This is a genomic window from Ruegeria sp. CDSB113 (assembly GCF_059611045.1).
Map to the genome: position 1 here is coordinate 135,613 of NZ_JBXWOU010000002.1, position 19,344 is coordinate 154,956.

General features: G+C 58.3%; 24 protein-coding genes and 1 other RNA gene. 10 read left to right on the forward strand and 15 right to left on the reverse strand.

From position 1 onward, the window contains the following. The first annotated feature begins 8 nt into the window (after positions 1 to 8). Positions 9 to 242 carry a putative hemolysin gene (locus tag AC2FIS_RS05090; protein WP_496772223.1) on the forward strand — a complete coding sequence of 78 codons (234 nt, stop codon included), beginning with the start codon at positions 9 to 11 and terminating at the stop codon, positions 240 to 242. A 5-nt stretch (positions 243 to 247) separates the two neighbouring features. On the opposite strand, the gene AC2FIS_RS05095 is transcribed toward AC2FIS_RS05090, so the two are convergent. Together AC2FIS_RS05095 and mgtE are read right to left on the reverse strand one after the other, a co-directional pair. Then, positions 248 to 811 carry a 5-formyltetrahydrofolate cyclo-ligase gene (locus AC2FIS_RS05095; RefSeq protein WP_496772225.1) on the reverse strand — a complete coding sequence of 188 codons (564 nt, stop codon included), beginning with the start codon at positions 809 to 811 and terminating at the stop codon, positions 248 to 250. Next, positions 808 to 2,202, reverse strand: coding sequence for a magnesium transporter (gene mgtE, locus AC2FIS_RS05100; protein WP_113789947.1), 1,395 nt, complete (start codon positions 2,200 to 2,202; stop codon positions 808 to 810). Before mgtE ends, AC2FIS_RS05095 begins: the two co-directional genes overlap by 4 nt. Positions 2,203 to 2,342: 140 nt before the next feature. On the opposite strand from mgtE, the gene guaD reads away from it, so the two are divergent. Continuing rightward, on the forward strand, positions 2,343 to 3,632 hold the full coding sequence (gene guaD / locus AC2FIS_RS05105) for a guanine deaminase (RefSeq protein ID WP_496704691.1): 1,290 nt from the start codon (positions 2,343 to 2,345) through the stop codon (positions 3,630 to 3,632). Here guaD and AC2FIS_RS05110 read toward each other — a convergent pair. The 3 genes from AC2FIS_RS05110 to AC2FIS_RS05120 form a co-directional block, all read right to left on the reverse strand. Then, positions 3,629 to 4,963 carry an 8-oxoguanine deaminase gene (locus AC2FIS_RS05110; RefSeq protein ID WP_496772226.1) on the reverse strand — a complete coding sequence of 445 codons (1,335 nt, stop codon included), beginning with the start codon at positions 4,961 to 4,963 and terminating at the stop codon, positions 3,629 to 3,631. The two genes, guaD and AC2FIS_RS05110, sit on opposite strands and share 4 nt — an antisense overlap. A gap of 114 nt (positions 4,964 to 5,077) precedes the next feature. Next, the gene (gene hisN, locus AC2FIS_RS05115) at positions 5,078 to 5,869 is read right to left on the reverse strand and encodes a histidinol-phosphatase (protein ID WP_496772227.1); all 792 of its coding nucleotides are present in this window, start codon (positions 5,867 to 5,869) and stop codon (positions 5,078 to 5,080) included. A 44-nt stretch (positions 5,870 to 5,913) separates the two neighbouring features. Then, on the reverse strand, positions 5,914 to 6,285 hold the full coding sequence (locus tag AC2FIS_RS05120; protein ID WP_058275630.1) for a helix-turn-helix domain-containing protein: 372 nt from the start codon (positions 6,283 to 6,285) through the stop codon (positions 5,914 to 5,916). A 320-nt stretch (positions 6,286 to 6,605) separates the two neighbouring features. Here AC2FIS_RS05120 and AC2FIS_RS05125 point away from each other — a divergent pair, with 320 nt between their 5' ends. Then, entirely contained in the window at positions 6,606 to 7,562 is a 957-nt protein-coding gene (locus AC2FIS_RS05125) for an NADPH:quinone oxidoreductase family protein (protein WP_496772228.1), read from the forward strand. A 7-nt stretch (positions 7,563 to 7,569) separates the two neighbouring features. Here the strand turns inward: AC2FIS_RS05125 and AC2FIS_RS05130 are convergent, their stop codons facing one another. After that, positions 7,570 to 8,451 (reverse strand): LysR family transcriptional regulator, encoded by an 882-nt coding sequence (locus AC2FIS_RS05130; RefSeq protein ID WP_496772229.1) that lies wholly within the window; start codon positions 8,449 to 8,451, stop codon positions 7,570 to 7,572. Positions 8,452 to 8,578: 127 nt separating this feature from the next. On the opposite strand from AC2FIS_RS05130, the gene AC2FIS_RS05135 reads away from it, so the two are divergent. Next, positions 8,579 to 8,788, forward strand: a complete 210-nt coding sequence (locus AC2FIS_RS05135) for a DUF1127 domain-containing protein (RefSeq protein WP_496720682.1) — start codon at positions 8,579 to 8,581, stop codon at positions 8,786 to 8,788. Between the two features lie 181 nt (positions 8,789 to 8,969). Then, on the forward strand, positions 8,970 to 9,746 hold the full coding sequence (locus AC2FIS_RS05140) for a Bax inhibitor-1/YccA family protein (RefSeq protein ID WP_113789941.1): 777 nt from the start codon (positions 8,970 to 8,972) through the stop codon (positions 9,744 to 9,746). 176 nt (positions 9,747 to 9,922) lie between these two features. On the opposite strand, the gene AC2FIS_RS05145 is transcribed toward AC2FIS_RS05140, so the two are convergent. From AC2FIS_RS05145 to AC2FIS_RS05155, 3 genes are all read right to left on the reverse strand, one after another. Next, positions 9,923 to 10,429, reverse strand: a complete 507-nt coding sequence (locus tag AC2FIS_RS05145) for a hypothetical protein (RefSeq protein ID WP_496772230.1) — start codon at positions 10,427 to 10,429, stop codon at positions 9,923 to 9,925. A 209-nt stretch (positions 10,430 to 10,638) separates the two neighbouring features. Continuing rightward, positions 10,639 to 10,806: a 50S ribosomal protein L33 gene (rpmG, locus tag AC2FIS_RS05150; protein ID WP_007799108.1), complete on the reverse strand. Its 168-nt coding sequence runs from the start codon at positions 10,804 to 10,806 to the stop codon at positions 10,639 to 10,641. A gap of 126 nt (positions 10,807 to 10,932) precedes the next feature. Beyond that, the gene (locus AC2FIS_RS05155) at positions 10,933 to 11,637 is read right to left on the reverse strand and encodes a DUF533 domain-containing protein (RefSeq protein ID WP_496720684.1); all 705 of its coding nucleotides are present in this window, start codon (positions 11,635 to 11,637) and stop codon (positions 10,933 to 10,935) included. A 316-nt stretch (positions 11,638 to 11,953) separates the two neighbouring features. Here AC2FIS_RS05155 and AC2FIS_RS05160 point away from each other — a divergent pair, with 316 nt between their 5' ends. The 3 genes from AC2FIS_RS05160 to AC2FIS_RS05170 all read left to right on the forward strand — a co-directional run bounded on the left by AC2FIS_RS05160 (position 11,954) and on the right by AC2FIS_RS05170 (position 13,845). Continuing rightward, positions 11,954 to 12,589 (forward strand): DUF1326 domain-containing protein, encoded by a 636-nt coding sequence (locus AC2FIS_RS05160; RefSeq protein ID WP_108859367.1) that lies wholly within the window; start codon positions 11,954 to 11,956, stop codon positions 12,587 to 12,589. 13 nt (positions 12,590 to 12,602) lie between these two features. Next, the gene (locus tag AC2FIS_RS05165) at positions 12,603 to 13,445 is read left to right on the forward strand and encodes a DUF2182 domain-containing protein (RefSeq protein WP_496772231.1); all 843 of its coding nucleotides are present in this window, start codon (positions 12,603 to 12,605) and stop codon (positions 13,443 to 13,445) included. Between the two features lie 67 nt (positions 13,446 to 13,512). Continuing rightward, on the forward strand, positions 13,513 to 13,845 hold the full coding sequence (locus tag AC2FIS_RS05170) for a GYD domain-containing protein (protein ID WP_113789937.1): 333 nt from the start codon (positions 13,513 to 13,515) through the stop codon (positions 13,843 to 13,845). An 8-nt stretch (positions 13,846 to 13,853) separates the two neighbouring features. On the opposite strand, the gene rnpB is transcribed toward AC2FIS_RS05170, so the two are convergent. The 5 genes from rnpB to gatC all read right to left on the reverse strand — a co-directional run bounded on the left by rnpB (position 13,854) and on the right by gatC (position 17,555). Continuing rightward, positions 13,854 to 14,253: RNase P RNA component class A (rnpB, locus tag AC2FIS_RS05175), an RNA gene on the reverse strand. 123 nt (positions 14,254 to 14,376) lie between these two features. Beyond that, positions 14,377 to 15,081: an N-acetylmuramoyl-L-alanine amidase gene (locus tag AC2FIS_RS05180; RefSeq protein ID WP_496772232.1), complete on the reverse strand. Its 705-nt coding sequence runs from the start codon at positions 15,079 to 15,081 to the stop codon at positions 14,377 to 14,379. Further along, positions 15,038 to 15,736 carry a hypothetical protein gene (locus tag AC2FIS_RS05185; protein WP_496772234.1) on the reverse strand — a complete coding sequence of 233 codons (699 nt, stop codon included), beginning with the start codon at positions 15,734 to 15,736 and terminating at the stop codon, positions 15,038 to 15,040. Before AC2FIS_RS05185 ends, AC2FIS_RS05180 begins: the two co-directional genes overlap by 44 nt. A gap of 40 nt (positions 15,737 to 15,776) precedes the next feature. Continuing rightward, complete coding sequence (gene gatA, locus AC2FIS_RS05190; RefSeq protein ID WP_496772235.1) at positions 15,777 to 17,264, reverse strand: Asp-tRNA(Asn)/Glu-tRNA(Gln) amidotransferase subunit GatA; 1,488 nt, start codon at positions 17,262 to 17,264, stop codon at positions 15,777 to 15,779. Positions 17,265 to 17,267: 3 nt separating this feature from the next. Next, positions 17,268 to 17,555, reverse strand: coding sequence for an Asp-tRNA(Asn)/Glu-tRNA(Gln) amidotransferase subunit GatC (gatC, locus tag AC2FIS_RS05195; RefSeq protein WP_058275619.1), 288 nt, complete (start codon positions 17,553 to 17,555; stop codon positions 17,268 to 17,270). Between the two features lie 236 nt (positions 17,556 to 17,791). Between gatC and AC2FIS_RS05200 the strand changes: the two genes are divergently transcribed. Together AC2FIS_RS05200 and AC2FIS_RS05205 are read left to right on the forward strand one after the other, a co-directional pair. Beyond that, positions 17,792 to 17,956: a hypothetical protein gene (locus tag AC2FIS_RS05200; protein ID WP_186437502.1), complete on the forward strand. Its 165-nt coding sequence runs from the start codon at positions 17,792 to 17,794 to the stop codon at positions 17,954 to 17,956. Between the two features lie 141 nt (positions 17,957 to 18,097). After that, on the forward strand, positions 18,098 to 18,661 hold the full coding sequence (locus tag AC2FIS_RS05205; protein WP_496772236.1) for a DUF4202 domain-containing protein: 564 nt from the start codon (positions 18,098 to 18,100) through the stop codon (positions 18,659 to 18,661). Here AC2FIS_RS05205 and AC2FIS_RS05210 read toward each other — a convergent pair. Next, on the reverse strand, positions 18,652 to 19,308 hold the full coding sequence (locus AC2FIS_RS05210) for a ceramidase domain-containing protein (protein ID WP_496772237.1): 657 nt from the start codon (positions 19,306 to 19,308) through the stop codon (positions 18,652 to 18,654). The genes AC2FIS_RS05205 and AC2FIS_RS05210 overlap by 10 nt on opposite strands. Positions 19,309 to 19,344 lie beyond the last annotated feature (36 nt).

Below are 19,344 nucleotides of genomic sequence, written 5' to 3' on the forward strand. Positions count from 1 at the left end.
GATTTCCCATGCGCCTTGCCATTCTGACCGCCGCCAGCTTGACCGCGCTTTCAGCTTGCGACCAGCCTGCTTCAAATGACTCGTCCACCCAGCTGGCGAACCCGGCAGCAACCTTTTGCGTTGAAAGCGGCAATCGTTACGAGATCCGCGATGGCGAAGGCGGCCAGACCGGCATCTGCATCCTGCCCGATGGCACAGAAGTGGACGCGTGGGAGTACTTTCGCGAAAACAGCCCGACCTGAGGCGGTCAGGCCAGAAACGTCAGTACCCGGCTTTCAGTGATGACCATATCCAACGGTTGATCCGTGGGTTCCAGCGGCAGCCCCTCGGCCTCTTGCGCGTCAAAGGCAAAGCCGATGGCCAGTGTGGGGCGCTTGGCGCGCAATCCCTCCAGCGTCCGGTCATAAAAGCCGCCACCATATCCCAGTCTTCCGCCTTGCGCGTCAAAAGCAACCAGCGGCACTACAAGAATTTCGGGGTCAAAATAATCGTCAATCTCGGGAACCTTGGCGCCGAAAGGGCCGTCCTTTAGCACTCCCTCGGGCGTCCAGCGCGAAAATCGCAACGCCTGACCGGCGGCCTGAATGACCGGCACACCGACCGGACCATAAGCCGCGGCCTCGGCCATAGCAGGCAAAGGATCAATTTCGGTGCGGATCGGCATGTACCCTGACATCGGGACGCCGCGATGCCCCGCAAGCACTTCGGACAATCGCCCGGCCGCCCCCGGCAAACGCGCATCGAACGCGGCCTTGCGGCGCGCAAAAGCCGCCTTGCGCGCAGCGGCTTTGATTTCAGTCAGATCGGTCACAGAAGCACCACGCTGGCAAGTCCAAGAAAGATGAAGAACCCCATGACGTCTGTTGTGGTCGTTACAAAGGTTCCCGATGCCAACGCCGGGTCAACGCCCAGACGATCCAGCACAACCGGTACTACCGTACCTGCAAAGCCTGCGATCGCCATATTCACCACCAAGGCCGAGCCGATCACGACACCCAGCAAGGGTGAATCGAACCACATCATGCCGACAGTCCCCAAAATGGTCGCGAAACAAAGACCATTGAGCACACCCACAAGCAATTCTCGCCGGATAACGCGCGCCACGTTTGATCCGGTCAGGTCGCGCGTTGCAAGCGCCCGCACCGCAACCGTCAGTGACTGCGTCCCGGCATTACCCCCCATCGAGGCAACGATCGGCATCAGGATTGCCAGTGCCACCAACTGATTAATCGCCGCCTCGAACTGCGAGATGACCAGTGACGCGCATATTGCGGTACACAGATTGACAGCCAGCCACGGTAAGCGCCGCCTACTGGTTGCGGCGACACTGTCGGACAGCGAGCTTTCGTCGCTGACACCGGCAAGGCGTAACATGTCCTCTTCGTATTCTTCGTCCAGAACAACCATGGCGTCATCAATGGTAATCACGCCGACCAAACGCCCATCGGCATCGACCACCGGGGCGGAAATCAGGTGGTACTGGTTAAAGGCGTAGGCCACATCCTCTTCGTCCTGATCGACGGGGATGGTGTGAAATTCCTCTTCGGCGATGTCGTGCAACGGCACTTCGCGCCGGGTTGCCATCAGCTTGCCCAGCGTGACTTGTGCCACCGGTTTGAGCCGCGGATCAACCAGAACAACGTGATAGAACTGTTCCGGCAAGTCATCATTGGCGCGCATGAAATCGATGGTCTGCCCCACGGTCCAATGCTCGGGCGACATGACCACCTCGCGCTGCATGAGGCGACCGGCCGAGTTTTCCGGATAGGACAGCGCCTGTTCCGCGGCGATCCGTTCGGAATCTTCCAATGCGCCCAGGATGGCTTCTTGCTGCGGCTCTTCAAGGTCTTCCAGCAGGTCGACAACGTCATCGCTTTCCATGTCCCGCACGGCGTCGGCCAGAACGTCGGGGCGCAGGACACTGATAACCTCTTCGCGGACGGACTCATCCAGTTCGGATAAGATATCGCCATCGAATTCCTTGTCGTAAAGACGGATCAAACGCCCACGGTCATAGGGATTAATCTGTTCAAGGAGGTCGGCAATGTCCGCAGGGTGCAGCGGCTCCATCAGCTCGATCAGTTTGTCGCGATCTTCCACATCAACCGCATACAGGATCGCGGCAACCATCCGGCGATCCAGCGCATAGGCGTCATCGTCGCTTGCGGAATCGATTACGGGTTCATCATAGCCTGTCGTCATGTCTGCCCCCGGTTGGTTCGCGCATTGACCCCTAATTAGAAGAAGCAGCTACCGGAAAACAATGACAATGCGCCGATTTACCGACAAGTTTCGCCCCACTATGCTGTTTCGCAGTCCCATACAGGCGGAGATGAACGGAAATGGCGCAAAAAACGCTGCTGAAAGGGCGTGTCCTGAGCTTCAACGGATCACCATTCGAAGGTGAGCCGACAGAGGCTGTGACAATCAGCGAAGCGGTCCTGATCGAAGACGGCTGCATATCTGCAGTCGGCGATGCCGACAGCTTGATATCCGCGAACCCCGATGCCGAAGTTGTAAACCACGGTCAACACGTGATCATGGCTGGCTTTGTGGATGCGCATGTCCATTACCCACAGACCGCGATGATCGCCAGCTGGGGCAAGCGCCTGATCGACTGGCTGAACACATATACTTTCCCCGAGGAAATGAAGTTCGGGAATCCCGACTATGCAGCCGAGATCGCCAACCGTTATTTGGATCTGACGGCCTCGCATGGCACCACAACAATGTGCAGTTTCTGCACCATCCACCCCGAAAGCGTCGACGCATTCTTCACAGCCGCGCAGCAACGCCGGCAGCGTGTGGTGGCAGGCAAAACCTGCATGGATCGCAACGCGCCCGAAGGGCTGCGGGATACCCCGCAGACGGCCTATGATCAATCGCAGGCGCTGCTTGAGAAATGGCACGGTGTCGACCGGATATCCTACGCCATCACACCACGGTTCTCGCCCACATCCACGCCCGAGCAGCTTGAGGCGATGGGCGCACTGTGGGCCGAACACCCGCATTGCCTGATGCAAACACACCTGAGCGAGCAGACAGACGAAATCTCATGGGTTCGTGAGCTTTTCCCTGATGCGCGAGACTATCTGGATACCTATGAAAAGTTCGGGCTGCTGGGCTCGCATGGCGTTTACGGCCACGTTATCCACCTGGAATCGCGCGAACGTGACCGGCTGCGCGAGGTTGATGCCTCGTTGATCCACTGCCCGACCTCGAACACCTTTATCGGATCCGGCTTGTTCGACATGGACGGACTGATGCGCGAAGGGCACCGGGTTGGCCTGGCAACAGATACCGGCGGCGGGTCGAGCTTTTCAATGCTGCACACGATGGCCTCGGCCTATGAAATCGGGCAGCTGCGCGGCTCGCCGCTGCACGCGGCACAACTGCTGTGGCTGGGCACGGTTGGCTCGGCCCGTACGCTGCGGATGGATGATCGCATCGGCAATGTCGCACCGGGGATGGAGGCTGATCTGGTCGTTCTCGACCTTGCCTCAACCCCTGCAATTGCCCAGCGTGAGGCCTGCTCCGATGATCTGTGGGAGGCGATCTTTCCAACGATCATGATGGGCGACGACCGGGCGATTGCGGAAGTTTGGATCGCCGGTCGCCGCGTGTCTTCCTAAGCCTGCAAATCGCGGGCCAATTGGGTCTGCCGTTCGATCACGCGCGGCAGGTCCAACGTCGTGACATGCCCGTCGCGCACGATCTGGCGGCCTTCAACAAACAGGTGTTTCACCTTCATCGGTCCGGCCAACAGCAATGCGGCCGGGTCCCAACTGCCCGCGCTTTCGATGCCGCGCGTGTCCCATATGGCAATGTCGGCGCGCTTTCCGGGCTCTAGCCGACCACAATCAGGGCGGTTCAGCACGTCTGCTCCGCCGCGCGTCGCGATTTCCAGCGCTTCGCGTGACGACATCGCATCCGCACCATTGGCAACGCGCTGCAGCAGCATGGCCTGTCGAGCCTCGAGGATCAGACTGCCGTTATCGTTGCTGGCCGAACCGTCGGCGCCCAGACCCACCGGAACCCCGTGATCACGCATGGTTCGAACCGGTGCGATACCGGACCCCAAGCGGCAGTTTGAGCACGGGCAATGCGCCACCCCCGTTTGGGTTCGGGCGAAAAGATCAATCTCGGCCCCGTCCAGTTTCACGCAATGCGCGTGCCAGACGTCTGATCCGGTCCAACCCAGATCTTCGGCATATTGACCAGGGCGGCACCCGAACTGCGCCTGCGAATACGCTATATCTTCATCATTTTCCGCCAGATGAGTGTGCAGCATCACACCCTTGTCGCGCGCAAGGATTGCTGTGTCGCGCATCAGGTCCCTGCTGACGGAAAACGGGGAGCAAGGCGCCAACCCTACCCGGCACATCGCCCCATCGGATGGATCATGAAACGCGTCAACCACACGGATCATGTCGTCGAGGATTTCGGATTCGACCTCGACCAACGCATCTGGCGGCAAACCTCCGTCGCTTTCCCCGATACTCATCGCGCCGCGGGTCGGATGGAATCGCAGGCCAATTTCGGCGGCGGCAGCGATCGTGTCGTCCAGGCGCGCGCCGTTGGGGTAAAGGTAAAGGTGGTCAGAGCTGAGCGTACAGCCCGACAGAGCCAATTCAGCCAGACCAATCTGAGCCGACACAAACATCTCTTCAGGGCCGAAACGGGACCAGATCGGATAGAGTGTCTGCAACCATCCGAACAGCAGTGCATCCTGCCCGCCCGGCACAGCCCGCGTCAGGGTTTGGTACAGATGGTGATGGGTATTCACCAGCCCGGGCGTCACAACACAACCCGCAGCATCGTGGATCTCACCGTCGGTTTGCAAGTTGTGGCCGATCTGCGCGATCTGCCCCCCCACGATCAGAATGTCTGCGCCCGACAACTCATGCCGCGCGTCATCCATCGTCAGAATGGTATCTGCATTTTTGATAAGGATTTCGGTCAATTCGCCCTCCTGCAACAGCCCGTCTCATGCAAGAAGTGCAAAGGCTGGCGGAAAACGGGCATAAGAACCAGCCGCGTAGAACCTACCCGACCGGCCAAATTGCGGCAACCAGTTTCAATAGTTGCGCAGGATTTCCAGTGCGACCGCGTGCAGTTCGGGATTCGCCGCCGCCAGAGCCCGCCCGCCATTATGGGCCGGACCGCCCTGCCAGTCGGTCACAACCCCCCCCGCAGCCTCGATTACTGCGATAGGGGCCTGAATGTCATAGGCGTTCAGGCTGGATTCGATCACCAGATCAACCTGCCCGGCCGCCACCAGCGCATAGGCATAGCAATCCATGCCATAACGGGTCAGCTTTGCTTGCCGGGCCACCGCTTCGAACCCTGCGCGGTCCTCGGGCGTCCCAACCTCTGGGAAGGTCGTGAAAACAACCGCCTGATCCAAAACGGATGTCGCGCGCGTTTTCAGCGTCGCCGTTCCGGATGGGCCGGTGACCTCCGCAATATCCGCCGAACCCACAAACCGTTCGCCGATATAGGGCTGGTCAATCACCCCCATGATCGGGCCGTCAGATGTGCTGAGCGCAATCAGAACCCCCCAAGTCGGAGTACCACTGATAAACCCGCGGGTACCGTCGATGGGGTCCAGAACCCAGGTCCGTCCGCTGGAGCCTTCTTCGCGACCAAACTCTTCGCCGAAAATGCCATCTTCGGGCCGATAGCGCGCCAGAACCGCGCGCATCGCCTTTTCGGCGTTTCGGTCGGCTATAGTGACGGGGTCAAACCCATCGTCCAGTTTGTTCGTGGTGGCCAGATTGGTTTGCCGAAAATACGGAAGTATAGCCGCACGCGCCGCGTCGGCCATTTCTTCGGCAACTTCCAGATCGCTTAGAGAGGTCTCTTGCATGCGTAACCCGTGAGGCGCACACGGTTTGGAGTCAACCCGCTAAATTATGCGACGTCGCTGAGAACCCGAGCAAGCTCGAACAGGCGGCGGCGCTGGTTTTCGGGAATCGCGTAATAGGACCGCACGAGGTCCAGCGCTTCCTTGTCCCCCATCAGATCGGCAGGAACCGACTTTTTGCCAGAGGTCTCTTTTTCGGCCTCTTCCAGACCTTCAAAGAAAAAGCTGACGGGAACGTCCAATGCCTCGGCAATGTCCCACAGGCGAGACGCGCTGATCCGGTTGGCCCCAGTTTCATACTTTTGAATTTGTTGAAACTTAATACCAACTTGCTGCGCCAACTGCTGCTGGGTCATGCCAATCAGCCAGCGGCGATGCCGGACGCGCTTGCCCACATGGACATCGACGTGATGGGTCATTGGTATTCTCCTCTTTTACACACAACTACCTGGGGCGCGCGTTGCTTTTTATCGCAACACTAGCGAGTCGCACTTAACCACTCCCTAATTTGGAACATACCCCCAAAACAGCACCATAGCGCAATATTGCCGCATTTGGGTATTTTTTCAAGAAGGTTGAATCTGTTTCGGGTCACAAAGATTTAGGGTTGTGTGTTTTTAATGCTGGGATTGTCCCCGCATCCACCACCACGCACCTGAAACGAGCCGAATTGGCCGGGGAAAAGATTGACAAACCCTAGCTGAAAAGAATCTATGCCCCAAAATTACGGAGCGCGATCATGCAGGCATTCACGATTCAATCCCAGGGAAGCGCGGCTCAATTGGCTGATATTGACCTTCCCGAACCCGACACCGGGCAAGTGCGCATCGCGATCAAGGCCTGCGGATTGAATTTTGCCGACCTGCTAATGCAGAAGGGTACGTATCAGGACACGCCCGAGGCTCCGTTCACGCTGGGTATGGAAGTCGCGGGCGTTGTCGACAAGCTGGGTAACAGTGTTACGCGCCTGAATGTCGGGGACCGCGTGGCCGTATATTCCGGTCAGGGCGGACTGGCGGAATATGGCGTTTTTGATGCGAGCCGTGCAATTCCCCTGCCCGACGCAATTAGCTTTGAAAATGCCGCGGCCATTCAGATCGCTTATGGCACCAGCCACATCGCCCTGGATCACCGGGCGCATCTGCGACCGGGCGAGACCCTTTTGGTGACCGGTGCCGCAGGTGGGGTTGGACTTACCGCCGTCGAAATCGGCAAGCTGATGGGCGCGACGGTAATTGCCCATGCGCGCGGGCAGGAAAAACTGGATGTGGCCCGCGCGGCTGGTGCGGATCACCTAATCGACGCCTCAGAAGACTTGCGCGCACGCGTCAAGGAACTGGGCGGCGCGGATGTCGTCTATGACGCTGTCGGAGGGGATGTCTTCAAGGCCGCGTTCCGGGCAACCAACCCCGAAGGCCGTCTGTTGCCCATCGGGTTTGCGGGCGGCGACGTCCCCCAAATTCCGGCCAACCATCTGTTGGTGAAAAACCTGACCGTTATTGGGTTTTACATCGGCGGCTACCTGAGATTCCGACCTCAGGTCGTTCAGGACAGCTTTGACACGCTGTTCGGCTGGCTCGCCGAGGGGCGGATCAAGCCGCATATCAGCCACGTTCTTCCGCTGGCCGAGGCCGACAAAGGCATGCAGCTGCTGCGCGATCGCGTGGCCACCGGCAAAGTGGTTATTACTCCCTGACGGGCGCTTACCCCACGACAGCCTTGAGCGGGGCACTGCCCAGCATACGAAAATTCTGACGCACCAGCGCGGCCAGCGCTTCGACGACGGCGCCGCGCCCGGTCTCGCCCCCGTACAGGTTGATCAAGTGGGCCGGCAGTTCCGGCAATGCCCCTCCGGTATCGATCTGTTCAAGATGTGCGGGTTCAGTCCCGTCCAGCATGGCGTGGACAGCCAGATCCGCGCTGACTGTCGCCTCGATCGTGCGGTCGTTTTCTGTTTCGACCGACAATTCCCACGGGATACCTTCCGCATCAAGGGCCGAGATCATCTGGGGCCGAAACGCGCATCGCCGCCCAACAGCCAACGGAATCGGATTCTTGCGCCACGCTGACCCGCCCGGCGCCCCAATCCACCGCAAGGGCAGTTCGGCGACGGTCTCAGATCCATCACTGGCTGATGCTTCGGTTGTCAGGATCAGATCACATTCGCCGCGTTTGAACATTTCTTTCAGCTGAAGGGAATATGACGAAATCAGCTGCACCCGAACCCGCGGGAAGTCAGCGTTGAAACGCTGCAAGACCCGCGGAATGGCCGGGTAGACGATGTCATGCGGAACGCCCAGAACGACCTCGCCTTCATAGGCCTGATCCGTGAGCTTTGAGATTACTTCGTCATTCAGCGCGATCATGCGCCGGGCATAGGCAAGCAGCTGTTCACCGGATGCAGTCAACGCAATTGTGCGCCCACTACGGTCCAACAATTCAAGGCCCAGCAGCTCTTCCAACCGCTTCAACTGCATCGACACAGCGGATTGCGTCAGATGCAGAAATCCGGCGGCCCGTGTGACGCCACCCTGGTCTGCAACGGCAACGAAGGAACGAAGCGTGGTGATATCCAGATTTCGCATGTTCACAAATCCTTATGTATCTCTTCATAAATATTCATTTTCAAAATGTGACATGTTGCGCCATATAAATCAAGGAAGTTGATGGAAAGACGGCAAACCATCATGAAACAGAGAAAGGACAATAAATATGACCCAAATTGCAATCAAACAACACTGCAAACCGCAGCGTCGCTCTTTGTTGTCCTCGCTTCTGGACTCGCTGTCTCTTCTGCGCCAGCGCCAAACGCTTGCCAGACTTGATGATCGCGCTCTGGAAGACATCGGCATCACCCGCCAACAGGCCGAAGTCGAGGCGTCACGATCCATTTGGGATGCGCCGGAGTTCTGGCAAAAGTGATTCGACACTGCACCTTTTCTCGGTGAATGGCAGCGCGAACCGTCGGGCTGCCATTTTTGTTGCGTGTTTTAGCCAGTTTCGGGCGTTAAACCCTTGAAACACAGCCCGCACTTGCCGATATTTGCGGGGAACGGTGCCAATTTCATTGGTCCGACAAGAAATATGCAAAGGGAGACCCTTAATGGCACAATTTGACACGATCCGGACGGCGACCGGTGCGCGCGCTGCCCAGATTGACGAGGGCCTGCGCGCCCATATGAACAAAGTCTACGGCACGATGTCTGTGGGCATGCTGATTACATTCATGGCGGCCTGGGCCATTTCCGGCCTTGCAACCACAACCGACCCGTCGGCTGCGGTCGGGCAAATCAACTCGGGCACCTATCTGACGTCGCTGGGTGCCGCGATCTATACCTCGCCCCTGCGCTGGGTGATCATGTTTGCACCGCTGGCGTTCATCTTTGGCTTTAGTGCCGGGATCAACCGCCTGTCCGCGTCGGCAGCACAATTGGTGTTTTATGCTTTCGCGGCGGTGATGGGCCTGTCGATCAGCTGGATTTTCATTGCCTTTACCGGGATGTCGATCATTCAGGTGTTCCTGATCACTTCGATCGCTTTCGCTGGCCTGTCCCTTTATGGCTACGTGACCAAAAAAGACCTGTCCGGAATGGGTACCTTCCTGATGATGGGTCTGATCGGCCTGATCGTGGCTATGGTGGTAAACATCTTCCTGCAGTCGCCCGCGATCATGTACGCGATTTCGGTGATCGGCGTTCTGATCTTTGCTGGTCTGACCGCCTATGACACCCAGAAGATCAAAACCACATACCTGCAGATGGCCCATTCGGGTGATCAGGAATGGTTGGGTAAAGCCGCAATCATGGGCGCGCTCAGCCTGTACCTGGACTTTATCAACATGTTCATGTTCCTGCTGCAGTTGTTCGGCAACCGCGAATAAGACAGCCGAGATTCGATTTCAAAGGCGGGCCAGATTTGGCCCGCTTTTTTTGTTTGCCTCGCTGCATGGCATCCCGCCCGAGACGGAAAACAGGCGGCGCAGACTTATGTCGCCAAGAACAAAAAAGCCTCCACTGGGCCAGTGAAGGCTTTTCGTTTCGTAACTGCGTGGTTCGATCAGCTGCAGTTCAGAGCAACCGCAAAACCCGAGCTGCGCGACGACGACCCCTTGCGGAACACGTCACCTGCAGGCAAGCACCCGGTAAACTGTTCGGCATTTTGGCCAAAGGCTGCGCCGATGTTATTGTCCACGCGGGTGCTGTTGTTTGCGGTTCGAAGAACTCCGAACAAAGTGCCGTTCACGCTGACTGTGCTTAAGAACAGGTTCATGTCCGAACCGGTCAGAACGACTGAGTTTGTGTCGCTGCGCCCACCGTTGTCGATCGCGACGCGGGCTACTTTTTCCGCCTCGGTCTGATCCGTTACGACCGGGATTGATGGCAACAAAGCCAGTTCCGCCGGAATATTAGTGGCGTCGGGAAGGAACGAGACCGCACCCGGAACATCCGAGAGGGTCCGCGGCTCACCATCGATGCCCGTGAAGCCAACGCCCGATCGGTTATAGGGGTCTTCACAAGCCGCAAGGGCGAATACGGCAATTGTGGATAACAAGATTTTTTTCATGGCGACCAACATTTTGGAACGATTTGCTGAAGCGTATGGCCAAGGGGTTCCAAAAAGCAACCCGGCGCCCAACCGAATGGCCGTTACGCTGATGCGTCACTGCAACGGCCAATTCCTGATCCCGGGCATTTCACCCAGCCGCATACACAAAGAAAAAGGGTTCCGCATCAGCGAAACCCTTTTCTAGTCTGTCCAAATTGGACGGCAGATTACTTAATCTTGCCTTCCTTGTACTCGACGTGTTTCCGAACAACCGGATCGTATTTACGAACGGTCATTTTCTCGGTCATGGTGCGAGCGTTCTTTTTGGTCACGTAGAAGTGGCCCGTGCCCGCGGTCGAGTTCAGACGGATCTTGATTGTCGTCGGCTTCGCCATGGTTATCTCCTGCGTCCGAAAAGGCAGGGGCCTTTCGGTTGAATTCCTATGAGCGTGCGCTTTTACGCCTTGCACGGCTCGTGTCAAGGGCAATTGGGCACATGATCGGCTGATCAGGGATCAGGCCTAGGTCGAAAGGGTCGGCGCGCCCATATACGTGTGAATCTGGTCGCGTTCGGCATCAGATAAACCCAGAGCAGTTGCTAGTTGAACAAGGTAAGAGGCCTCGCGCTGGTTATCCAGACGAATCGCCGCCAGAGACGTGGCATAGACCTGTGCTTTCAATGGTGCACCGGAATCAGCAGCCAGGCCGATCACATCAATCGGGCCATTCAACTGATCCTGGACAAAGGCGCGTTCTTCGTCGCTGATGTCATCACCCAATTCGCCCAGAATGGTTTCCTTCTCTTGCTCATCTAGCTCTCCGTCCGCCTTGGCTGCCTGGATCATCGCGCGCAGCATCAGCTTGGCTTGCGCCTCCATCGCCGCGCCCCCGGGTGTGCCTTTGAACACCGTATCCATCATGTCGACGGTCTGCTGATTGCCTGTCTTTGCGGCGCCCTGCATGGCATTCATCAACCCACCAAGACCAGCGGCCCCCGCCGGATTGGCCATGCCAAGCTTTCCAATCATCTCTTGCAGCCCACCCGCACCCCCCGGCAACCCGAACTGTTCTGCCATCTTGCCCAGTTGATCCATGCCAAAGCCGCCCCCGGCGCCTTGCATCATGTCTTGCAGGCCGGCCATTCCGCCCATCTGCTTGTATTTTTCCATGCCTTTTGCGGCGGCAAATCCAACTGCGACCGAAGCCAGTGCCTTCATGAAACTCATAACAATCCTCCCAATATTCAAAATGCGTTTTTGCAATATAGCAGATATCTGCGACTCAATAATCCACAGATCAGGCAGATGCCCTAACGCTAGCGCACAGCTGACCAATGGTGGCTTCGCTTCAGCAAGTGAACATGTAACAGGCGTATTCCCGCGCAAGTGCATGTCTAATTTGTCAGAAATTCGAATATGTGATACTTACCGCGCCATCAACAATCCAAAGAAGCCAATTTTCGGCTCGATCTTCGAGGCACCATGAATAGGCAAGCAACCGTGCAAGCAGGGTTTGCACGATTGATTTTGTTTAGGGGGCATCATGACTGAATGGACTATTAAGGGCGAAGAGCTGGCCAATTGTAACTGCAACTTCGGTTGTCCTTGCCAGTTCAGCGTACTTCCGACACATGGCAATTGCGAGGCCGTCGTCGTATTCGACATCGAAAGCGGTCACTATGGGGACACAGATCTGGCGGGCGTAAGGGCGGCTGGGGTGTACTATTGGCCCGGCCCGATCCATGAGGGCAACGGTCAGATGCAACTGATCATAGATGCCAGCGCCAGCGCCGATCAGCGTGCGGCCCTGCAAGCCATCATGACCGGTGAAGATACTGATGAAATGGCAACCTTCTGGTATGTTTACAGCGCGATGGCCCCGACCAAACATGAAACGCTTTTCGTGCCCATCGAACTGAACTGGGACCGCGACGAGCGCACCGGGTTTGCAAAGGTGAACGGCGTCTTCGATGTCGAAGTCAGCCCGATTCCGCATATCGTTTCGGGTGCGGCGCACCGGGCGTCAATTCAGCTGCCAAACGGGTTTGAATACCGACACGCCGAAGCTGCCTCGGGCTCGGCCAAGACACATGGCGGCGAAATTAGCCTGACCTTTGACGCGACACACGCCCATCTGGCCCACCTGAACATTTCGGGCCACGGTGTCCTGGGCGCCTGATCCGGGGGTCATCATGACATCCCATCCCACACCGCCCCGCACCGGGGCGGTTGAGCGGCTTATGCGGCGTGAGCGGGTCATCGTGCTGGCCGGTGTGTCGCTGATTGTTCTGGTTGCAGCCTGGTACACCATCGCCGGGATCGGCATGAACATGACGGCCACCGAAATGACCACGATGGCGGGTCCGATCGGAGAGCCCATGCAAATGGGTGAAGCGCCCGGTTGGGGCCTGCAATACGTAATCCTGATCTTTCTGATGTGGTGGGTCATGATGATCGCGATGATGACCCCCAGCGCCGCACCTGCGGTCTTGCTGTATTCGGCGATAAAGCGTGCGGGACCCGAACGTGACAAGGCCGCGCAGTACAGCTTTTGCTTTCTCGCGGGCTACCTGATCGCCTGGGCTTTGTTCAGCCTTGCCGCGACGGGGTTGCAATGGGGTCTGGAAAGCATTGGGCTGTCCGATGGTCCAATGATGACAATCCGGTCCAAAACATTTGCTGGCTGCGTCCTGATTGCGGCAGGCGCGTATCAGCTGTCGGACCTCAAGTCCGCCTGTCTGCGGCATTGTCAAAGCCCTGCCCGGTTCATCGCCGATCATCACAGGCCCGGAGCGTATGGCGCGTTCCGAACCGGCGCGTTGCATGGCGCGTACTGCCTTGGCTGTTGTTGGGCCTTGATGGCGTTGCTGTTCGTGGGTGGGATCATGAATCTGTACTGGATTGCCGGAATTGCCGTCTACGTGGCTTTGGAGAAGCTGCTGCCGGGCGCACGCTGGTTGCCCACTTTGACTGGCTTGGCCCTGATTGCCGTGGGTTTCTGGATCGTCCTGGACGCCGTTGTGAGCATTTTTTAGATTCCGTTTCCAGGCCACGGAACCGGCCAATTTCAGCGTTCCAACCATTGAAACAAGGAGAAGACATATGCCCATTTTCATTACTTATGCGACCTACTCGCAGGATGGCGTCAAAGGAATGCTGAAGAAACCGACGGACCGCTCAACGGCCGTGAAGAAGCTGCTGAAACAGGTGGGGGGCAAGCTGCTGGCGTTTTATATGACGACCGGCGAGAATGACGTTGTCGCCATCACCGAGGTACCGGACGGCACCGATGCGGTTGCTATTGGCATGGCTGTCGCGGCCTCGGGTGCGGCCACAAAGGTTGAAACTGTGCGCGCCTGGACAGCAAAGGACTTTTCCGCCATTGCCAAAAAGGCCGCCAAGCTGACCGGGGCTTATACGCCGCCCGGAAAATGAATAGAGGTATGCGCGGAGGGCCTGTAAGCCGGATCTTGTTCCGGGGTTACCCCCTTCGATGACCATTCCTCTAGGCCGCGCATTGCTGCGCGGCTCAAGCTGCCAACCCGGTCCCTCTTGGCCAGGACATGCCTAGCGGCGGTTTCGACTGACGCCGACCTGCCCGCGCGGGGACCCTATTTGGCATTGCTCCCGGTGGGGCTTGCCGTGCCGCCACTGTTGCCAGCGGCGCGGTGGGCTCTTACCCCACCGTTTCACCCTTACCCCTGACCGAAATCCGGGGCGGTCTGATTTCTGTGGCGCTTTCCGTCGGGTTTCCCCGCCCGGGCGTTACCCGGCACCGTTGTCTTGTGGAGTCCGGACTTTCCTCTCGGGCCTTGCGACCCCAGCGGCCATCCGGCCCTCCGCGCAAGCGGTGGGTATGCCTTGTGCCAGGCCGCGTCAAGAGTGGAGAGCGTGCGAAGGGGCCAGCCTCTTCTTGGCCTGCGGCCAATTCAACCCCGGGATATTTTTGGCCAGATGAAGAGCGGATCAGGGCTGAGGGGTCAAGGGCGCGAAATCGGCCTGTTGCAACGGGCCTGCACCCCAAGGGCGATATCGCAGTCGGACGGCGCTCAGCAGGGTTTCGTCGTCTATGTCAGCGCTGAAACCGGCCGCTTGAGCCAGGGTTCGAAACCGGGTCTGTGAGACATATTGTTGGCAATCTCCGCATCCGCGTGGTGCGGCCAGCGCGTTGCGCTCCAGCCGCAGCCAGTCAAATCGTGGGCCCGGATCGAATTTTCGCCCGGGTGCCATGTCGGAATGGCCGATAACGCCGTTTGGCTGGATGGTCCAACGGTGCATGATCTTGTCCAACAATTTCTCCAACCGTTGCATTTGCCGTTCTGAGAACGGATGTTTGCCGGTGTTGTCCAGTTCGATGCCGATCGAACGGGAGTTGATGTCGCTCTGACCGTGCCACTCTCCGGCGCCTGCGTGCCAGGCGCGGTCCTCTTCCCGCACCAACTGCCAGAGCGTTCCATCATTTCCGATCAGGTAATGCGCAGACACTTCGTGGACGGGGTCGCATAACCTGTCCAGCGCCTCTTGCGCGCTGTTCATAGCCGTATAGTGCAAAACGATCAGGGACGGCTTCAACCCGTCCCTACGCGGCCCGAAATTGGGCGATGGGTGCCAGATCGGCGCCAATGCGTCAGTTGTTGACGGCGCTACGGAAGGCGCTGGGATCCCAGCCACAAGCGTATCCGTCTCCATCGGGGTCTAGCCCGTTGCGATCACGCTGTGGGCCGCCATTGGCCAGAAACTCGATCTGGGCCTGGTCGGGCGACGGGTACTTGGCGCAGTTCCGCTGGGCTTTGGCCTCAAGGTTAAAGCCTGCGCGACTGTATAGCTGCGTACCGACGGGATTCGAGGTGCTCAGGGCATATTGTACGATATTGGGTTGGCCGTCCGTACCACGCTGCGGAATGGCGGTCGGGGTGACAACTTCGTAAGTTTGGCGGTTCTGTTGGATCAGGGCCGCGTCGTTTTCGATCGTGCGGCGGCCCGATACAGCCGCGAAATCCTGTTCGTCCGAGATCGCAGTGTTGCCGTTGGCGGACAAAGGCACTTGTGTCAAAGTGTTTTGCCCCGACGTGTTGGCCAAGGCAGCTGCCGTTGCCGACGCGATATCAGCGTTGTCCCCGGCCGGTATGCTGCCGGGCGCGCCGAGTTGTTGTTCTGACACGTCAGCAGGGCCGACCAAAGGATTTCCGGTGTAGCCCGGCCCGGCCAGTGCGGCCTCGCGCTGTGCCTGGTACTGAGGCGTATTAAATCCAGTACCCTGGACCGGGGCCACCGTGTTGCAGGCGGCCACAAGTCCGATTGCGGGGATCAGATGCGTAAAGCGCATTCAGCTGCTCCGTTTTAGCTGGTCTTGCCTGATCCGAGGATTACCACCATTTGCCCGGCTTGGCCACAAATCCGGCGGCACTTTCCAACGCATAAGCTGTGTTCAGCAAATCGCCTTCTTCCCACGGACGGCCGATCAGCTGCAGACCCAGCGGCAAACCCTGTTGGTCCAAACCTGCCGGAACCGAAATACCGGGCAAGCCGGCAAGGTTCACTGTCACGGTAAAGACGTCGTTGAGGTACATCTGCACCGGGTCCGCCTCGGTCATCTCGCCCAGACCGAAAGACGCCGACGGGGTTGCCGGTGTCAGGATCGCGTCGATCCCTGCGGCGAAGACATCTTCGAAGTCTTTCTTGATCAGGGTCCGCACCTTGCGAGCACGGTTGTAATAAGCGTCATAGAACCCTGCCGACAGCACATAGGTGCCGATCATGACACGGCGCTGCACTTCGTGACCAAAGCCTTCAGCGCGGGTTTTTTCGTACATCTCGGTGATGCCATCACCCTGCGCCAGCTGGGCGCGGAGGCCATAACGGACACCGTCATAACGCGCGAGGTTCGAGGACGCCTCGGCCGGGGCAATCACGTAATACGCAGGTAGCGCGTATTTGGTGTGCGGCAGCGAAATGTCGACGATCTCGGCGCCTGCTGCTTTCAGCATCTCAGCGCCATCGGCCCACAGCTTTTCGATCTCGGCGGGCATACCGTCCATGCGGTATTCCTTGGGGATACCGATCTTCTTGCCTTTGATATCGCCGGTCAGCATCGCCTCAAAATTCGGCACGGCCAGTTCGGTGCTGGTCGAATCCTTGGGGTCATGACCACACATGGTCTCGAGCATAATCGCAGCGTCACGCACGTTCTTGGTCATCGGCCCGGCCTGATCCAACGACGAAGCAAACGCCACAATACCCCAGCGCGAGCAACGACCATAGGTCGGCTTGATGCCAGTGATGCCAACAAATGCAGCAGGCTGGCGGATCGAACCACCGGTATCGGTACCGGTGGCAGCCAGACAAAGATCTGCCGCGACGGCCGAGGCCGACCCACCGGACGAGCCACCGGGTGTCAGCTGTGCGTCGTCATTGCCGCGGCGCCACGGGCTGACCGCATTGCCGTAAACAGAGGTTTCGTTGGACGAGCCCATGGCGAATTCGTCCATGTTCAGCTTGCCCAGCATAACCGCGCCTGCGTCTGCCAGTTGCTGAGACACAGTAGATTCGTATTCGGGCTTGAAACCTTCGAGGATTTTAGATGCCGCCTGCGAGGGTACGCCTTTGGTGCAGAACAGATCCTTGATACCGATCGGCAGGCCGCACATCGACGTTGCGTCGCCTGCTTTGATCCGCTCATCCGCCGCTTTGGCGCGTTCCAGCGCGATCTCGGGCGTTTTGTGGACAAAAGCGTTCAGCGCGTCGGCGTCATCGATCGCCTTCAGGCAGGATTCGGTCAGCTCGACAGAGGTTACGTCGCCCGCGCGCAGTGCGTCGCGCGCTTCGGCCAGGCCCAGTTTGTTCAGATCGCTCATGTCTTACTCCACAACTTTGGGAACAGCGAAGAACCCTTCGCGCGCATCGGGGGCATTGGCCAGAACTTTGTCTTGCTGGTTGCCGTCAGTGACCACATCCTCGCGGCGTTTCAGGCGCATTGGCTCGACCGAGACCATCGGCTCGACACCTTCGACATCAACCTCGTTGAGTTGCTCGATGAAGCCAAGGATGGTGTTGAATTCGGATGCCAGCGCAGGCAGCGCGTCATCCTCGACCTTGATCCGGGCCAGTTTGGCCACCTTGGCGGCGTTGCTTTGGTCAATCGACATCGGATATCCTCATATGCGTTAGGGGGCATTTACCTGTCTGGTCGCCGGGTCGCAAGAGCGCCAAGGCGCTGATCCACCCTTGAGCGCATGGCAAAGGTCCATAAATCCTGTCCGATCATTCATTTCTAATTACTCCCATGCAAAAAATGAACCAATTAGTTCACTTCGCATCTTGAAATACTGAACTGAACTGTTCACTTCATATGGTACGGCACAGCCTTATATGGAGAAAAACGATGAAAACGTTCATGACTGCCTTTGTACTGGCCACTACGGTTCTTGCTGCGCAAGCTCAGGCGGGCGCTTTTGGCCCAAGCATGGACACCCTGACCCGCAGCCTGATTTTCCCCGATCAGGTGTCGGAACCTGTCACTCAGGATCAGAACAAACCGGGCAAGTAATTTAGCCCGCAAAAACCGGGTCGGGTCCAAATGCCCCGGCCCGGCAATTGCCTGCTGCGTTCCGCGCGGCGTATCGCTACGGTGGTCCACAAGTAACCCGCCGGCCTGCCCTGCAGACCCGGCAAGCCAACGGAGCGGAAGATGAACGCGCGCAAGCAAGCTGTTCTGGACGCAATTGATGCGGCCAACTCACACGACCCCAACCTCGAAGACGGCCAGCCCACTGAACTGCTTTATGGTCAACGCATGAGCGCCGAGTTGGACAGGTTGTTCCCGGACGCCTCTGACCCGTTGCAGATTGCAGCGCGGGGTCAGCATGTGGAGCGGTGGAAACTGGCGCGCGGCGAATACCCCGAAGGTCGCGCTGGATATCTGGCCTGGCGCAAGGCGCAGGGCGTCCACCACGCCGAGGTCGTGATGGGGCTTATGGAGCAGAACGGCTACTCTGCCGAGATTATCGAATCCGCCAGTCGGATGCTGCGCAAACAGGGCATCAAGCGTGATGACGAGGTGCAGGCGCTGGAGGATGTGATCTGTTTCGTTTTCCTCAAATGGTATTTCGCGCCGTTCGCCGAAAAGCACTCGGCCGAGAAAATCCAAAGCATTGTCGAGAAAACCGCGCGCAAGATGTCGGATCAAGGCCGTGCACGCGTGCTGTCCGAATTTGACCTGCCCTCAGAACTGGCCGCAGCGTTTCAGGCCTGAGCCGCGTGGGTCAGGTGCCTACGATACACCTCGATCATCCAGCCCAGCATGAGGGCATTCAGGATGTGCCACATGAAATGCGTGCCAAACGGGATCTGCCCACATATGGGTTCGTCCAGCGCACGAAAGGTGATCGAGGCGATCAGGATCATCGCCCCGATGGCCAGACCACGGGCGGTGTCCGGCACCCGGTGGCGCAAAAGAAACGCATAGATCAGTATCAGCAGCGGCACCGGAGCATAGGCTGCTGATCCACCCAATCCCGGCACAAGCTGGAACAACGGCACCGTCGCTGCGGCATAGGGAATAAACAGGGCTGTCGCGATCCCAGCCACAAGCGGCCGCATGTGCCAGACGTCCCGGTTGATCGCGAAAATGTAGACCAAGATGTACAGCAAAATCGGCAGAACATCCGCTATAGCGGCCCAGACCTGCGCGTGGGTATGGAACAGGTAACTGCCGACCCCGATAGCGGCGAGAATGACGACCAACACCATCGCCAACGGCATCCCCTGCCCGCGCACGCGCAGCCACATGACAAATGCTGCAATCAGAAACGCCGCGTTTGTCACCGCGTTTATCGGTTCGGCCCAATAGGCGGGCGACAAGCGCTCGCAATAGCCATCAATTTCCTGAAACCAGTCCATGAACTTTTACATAGCCAATGCTAAGTTAATGCCAAC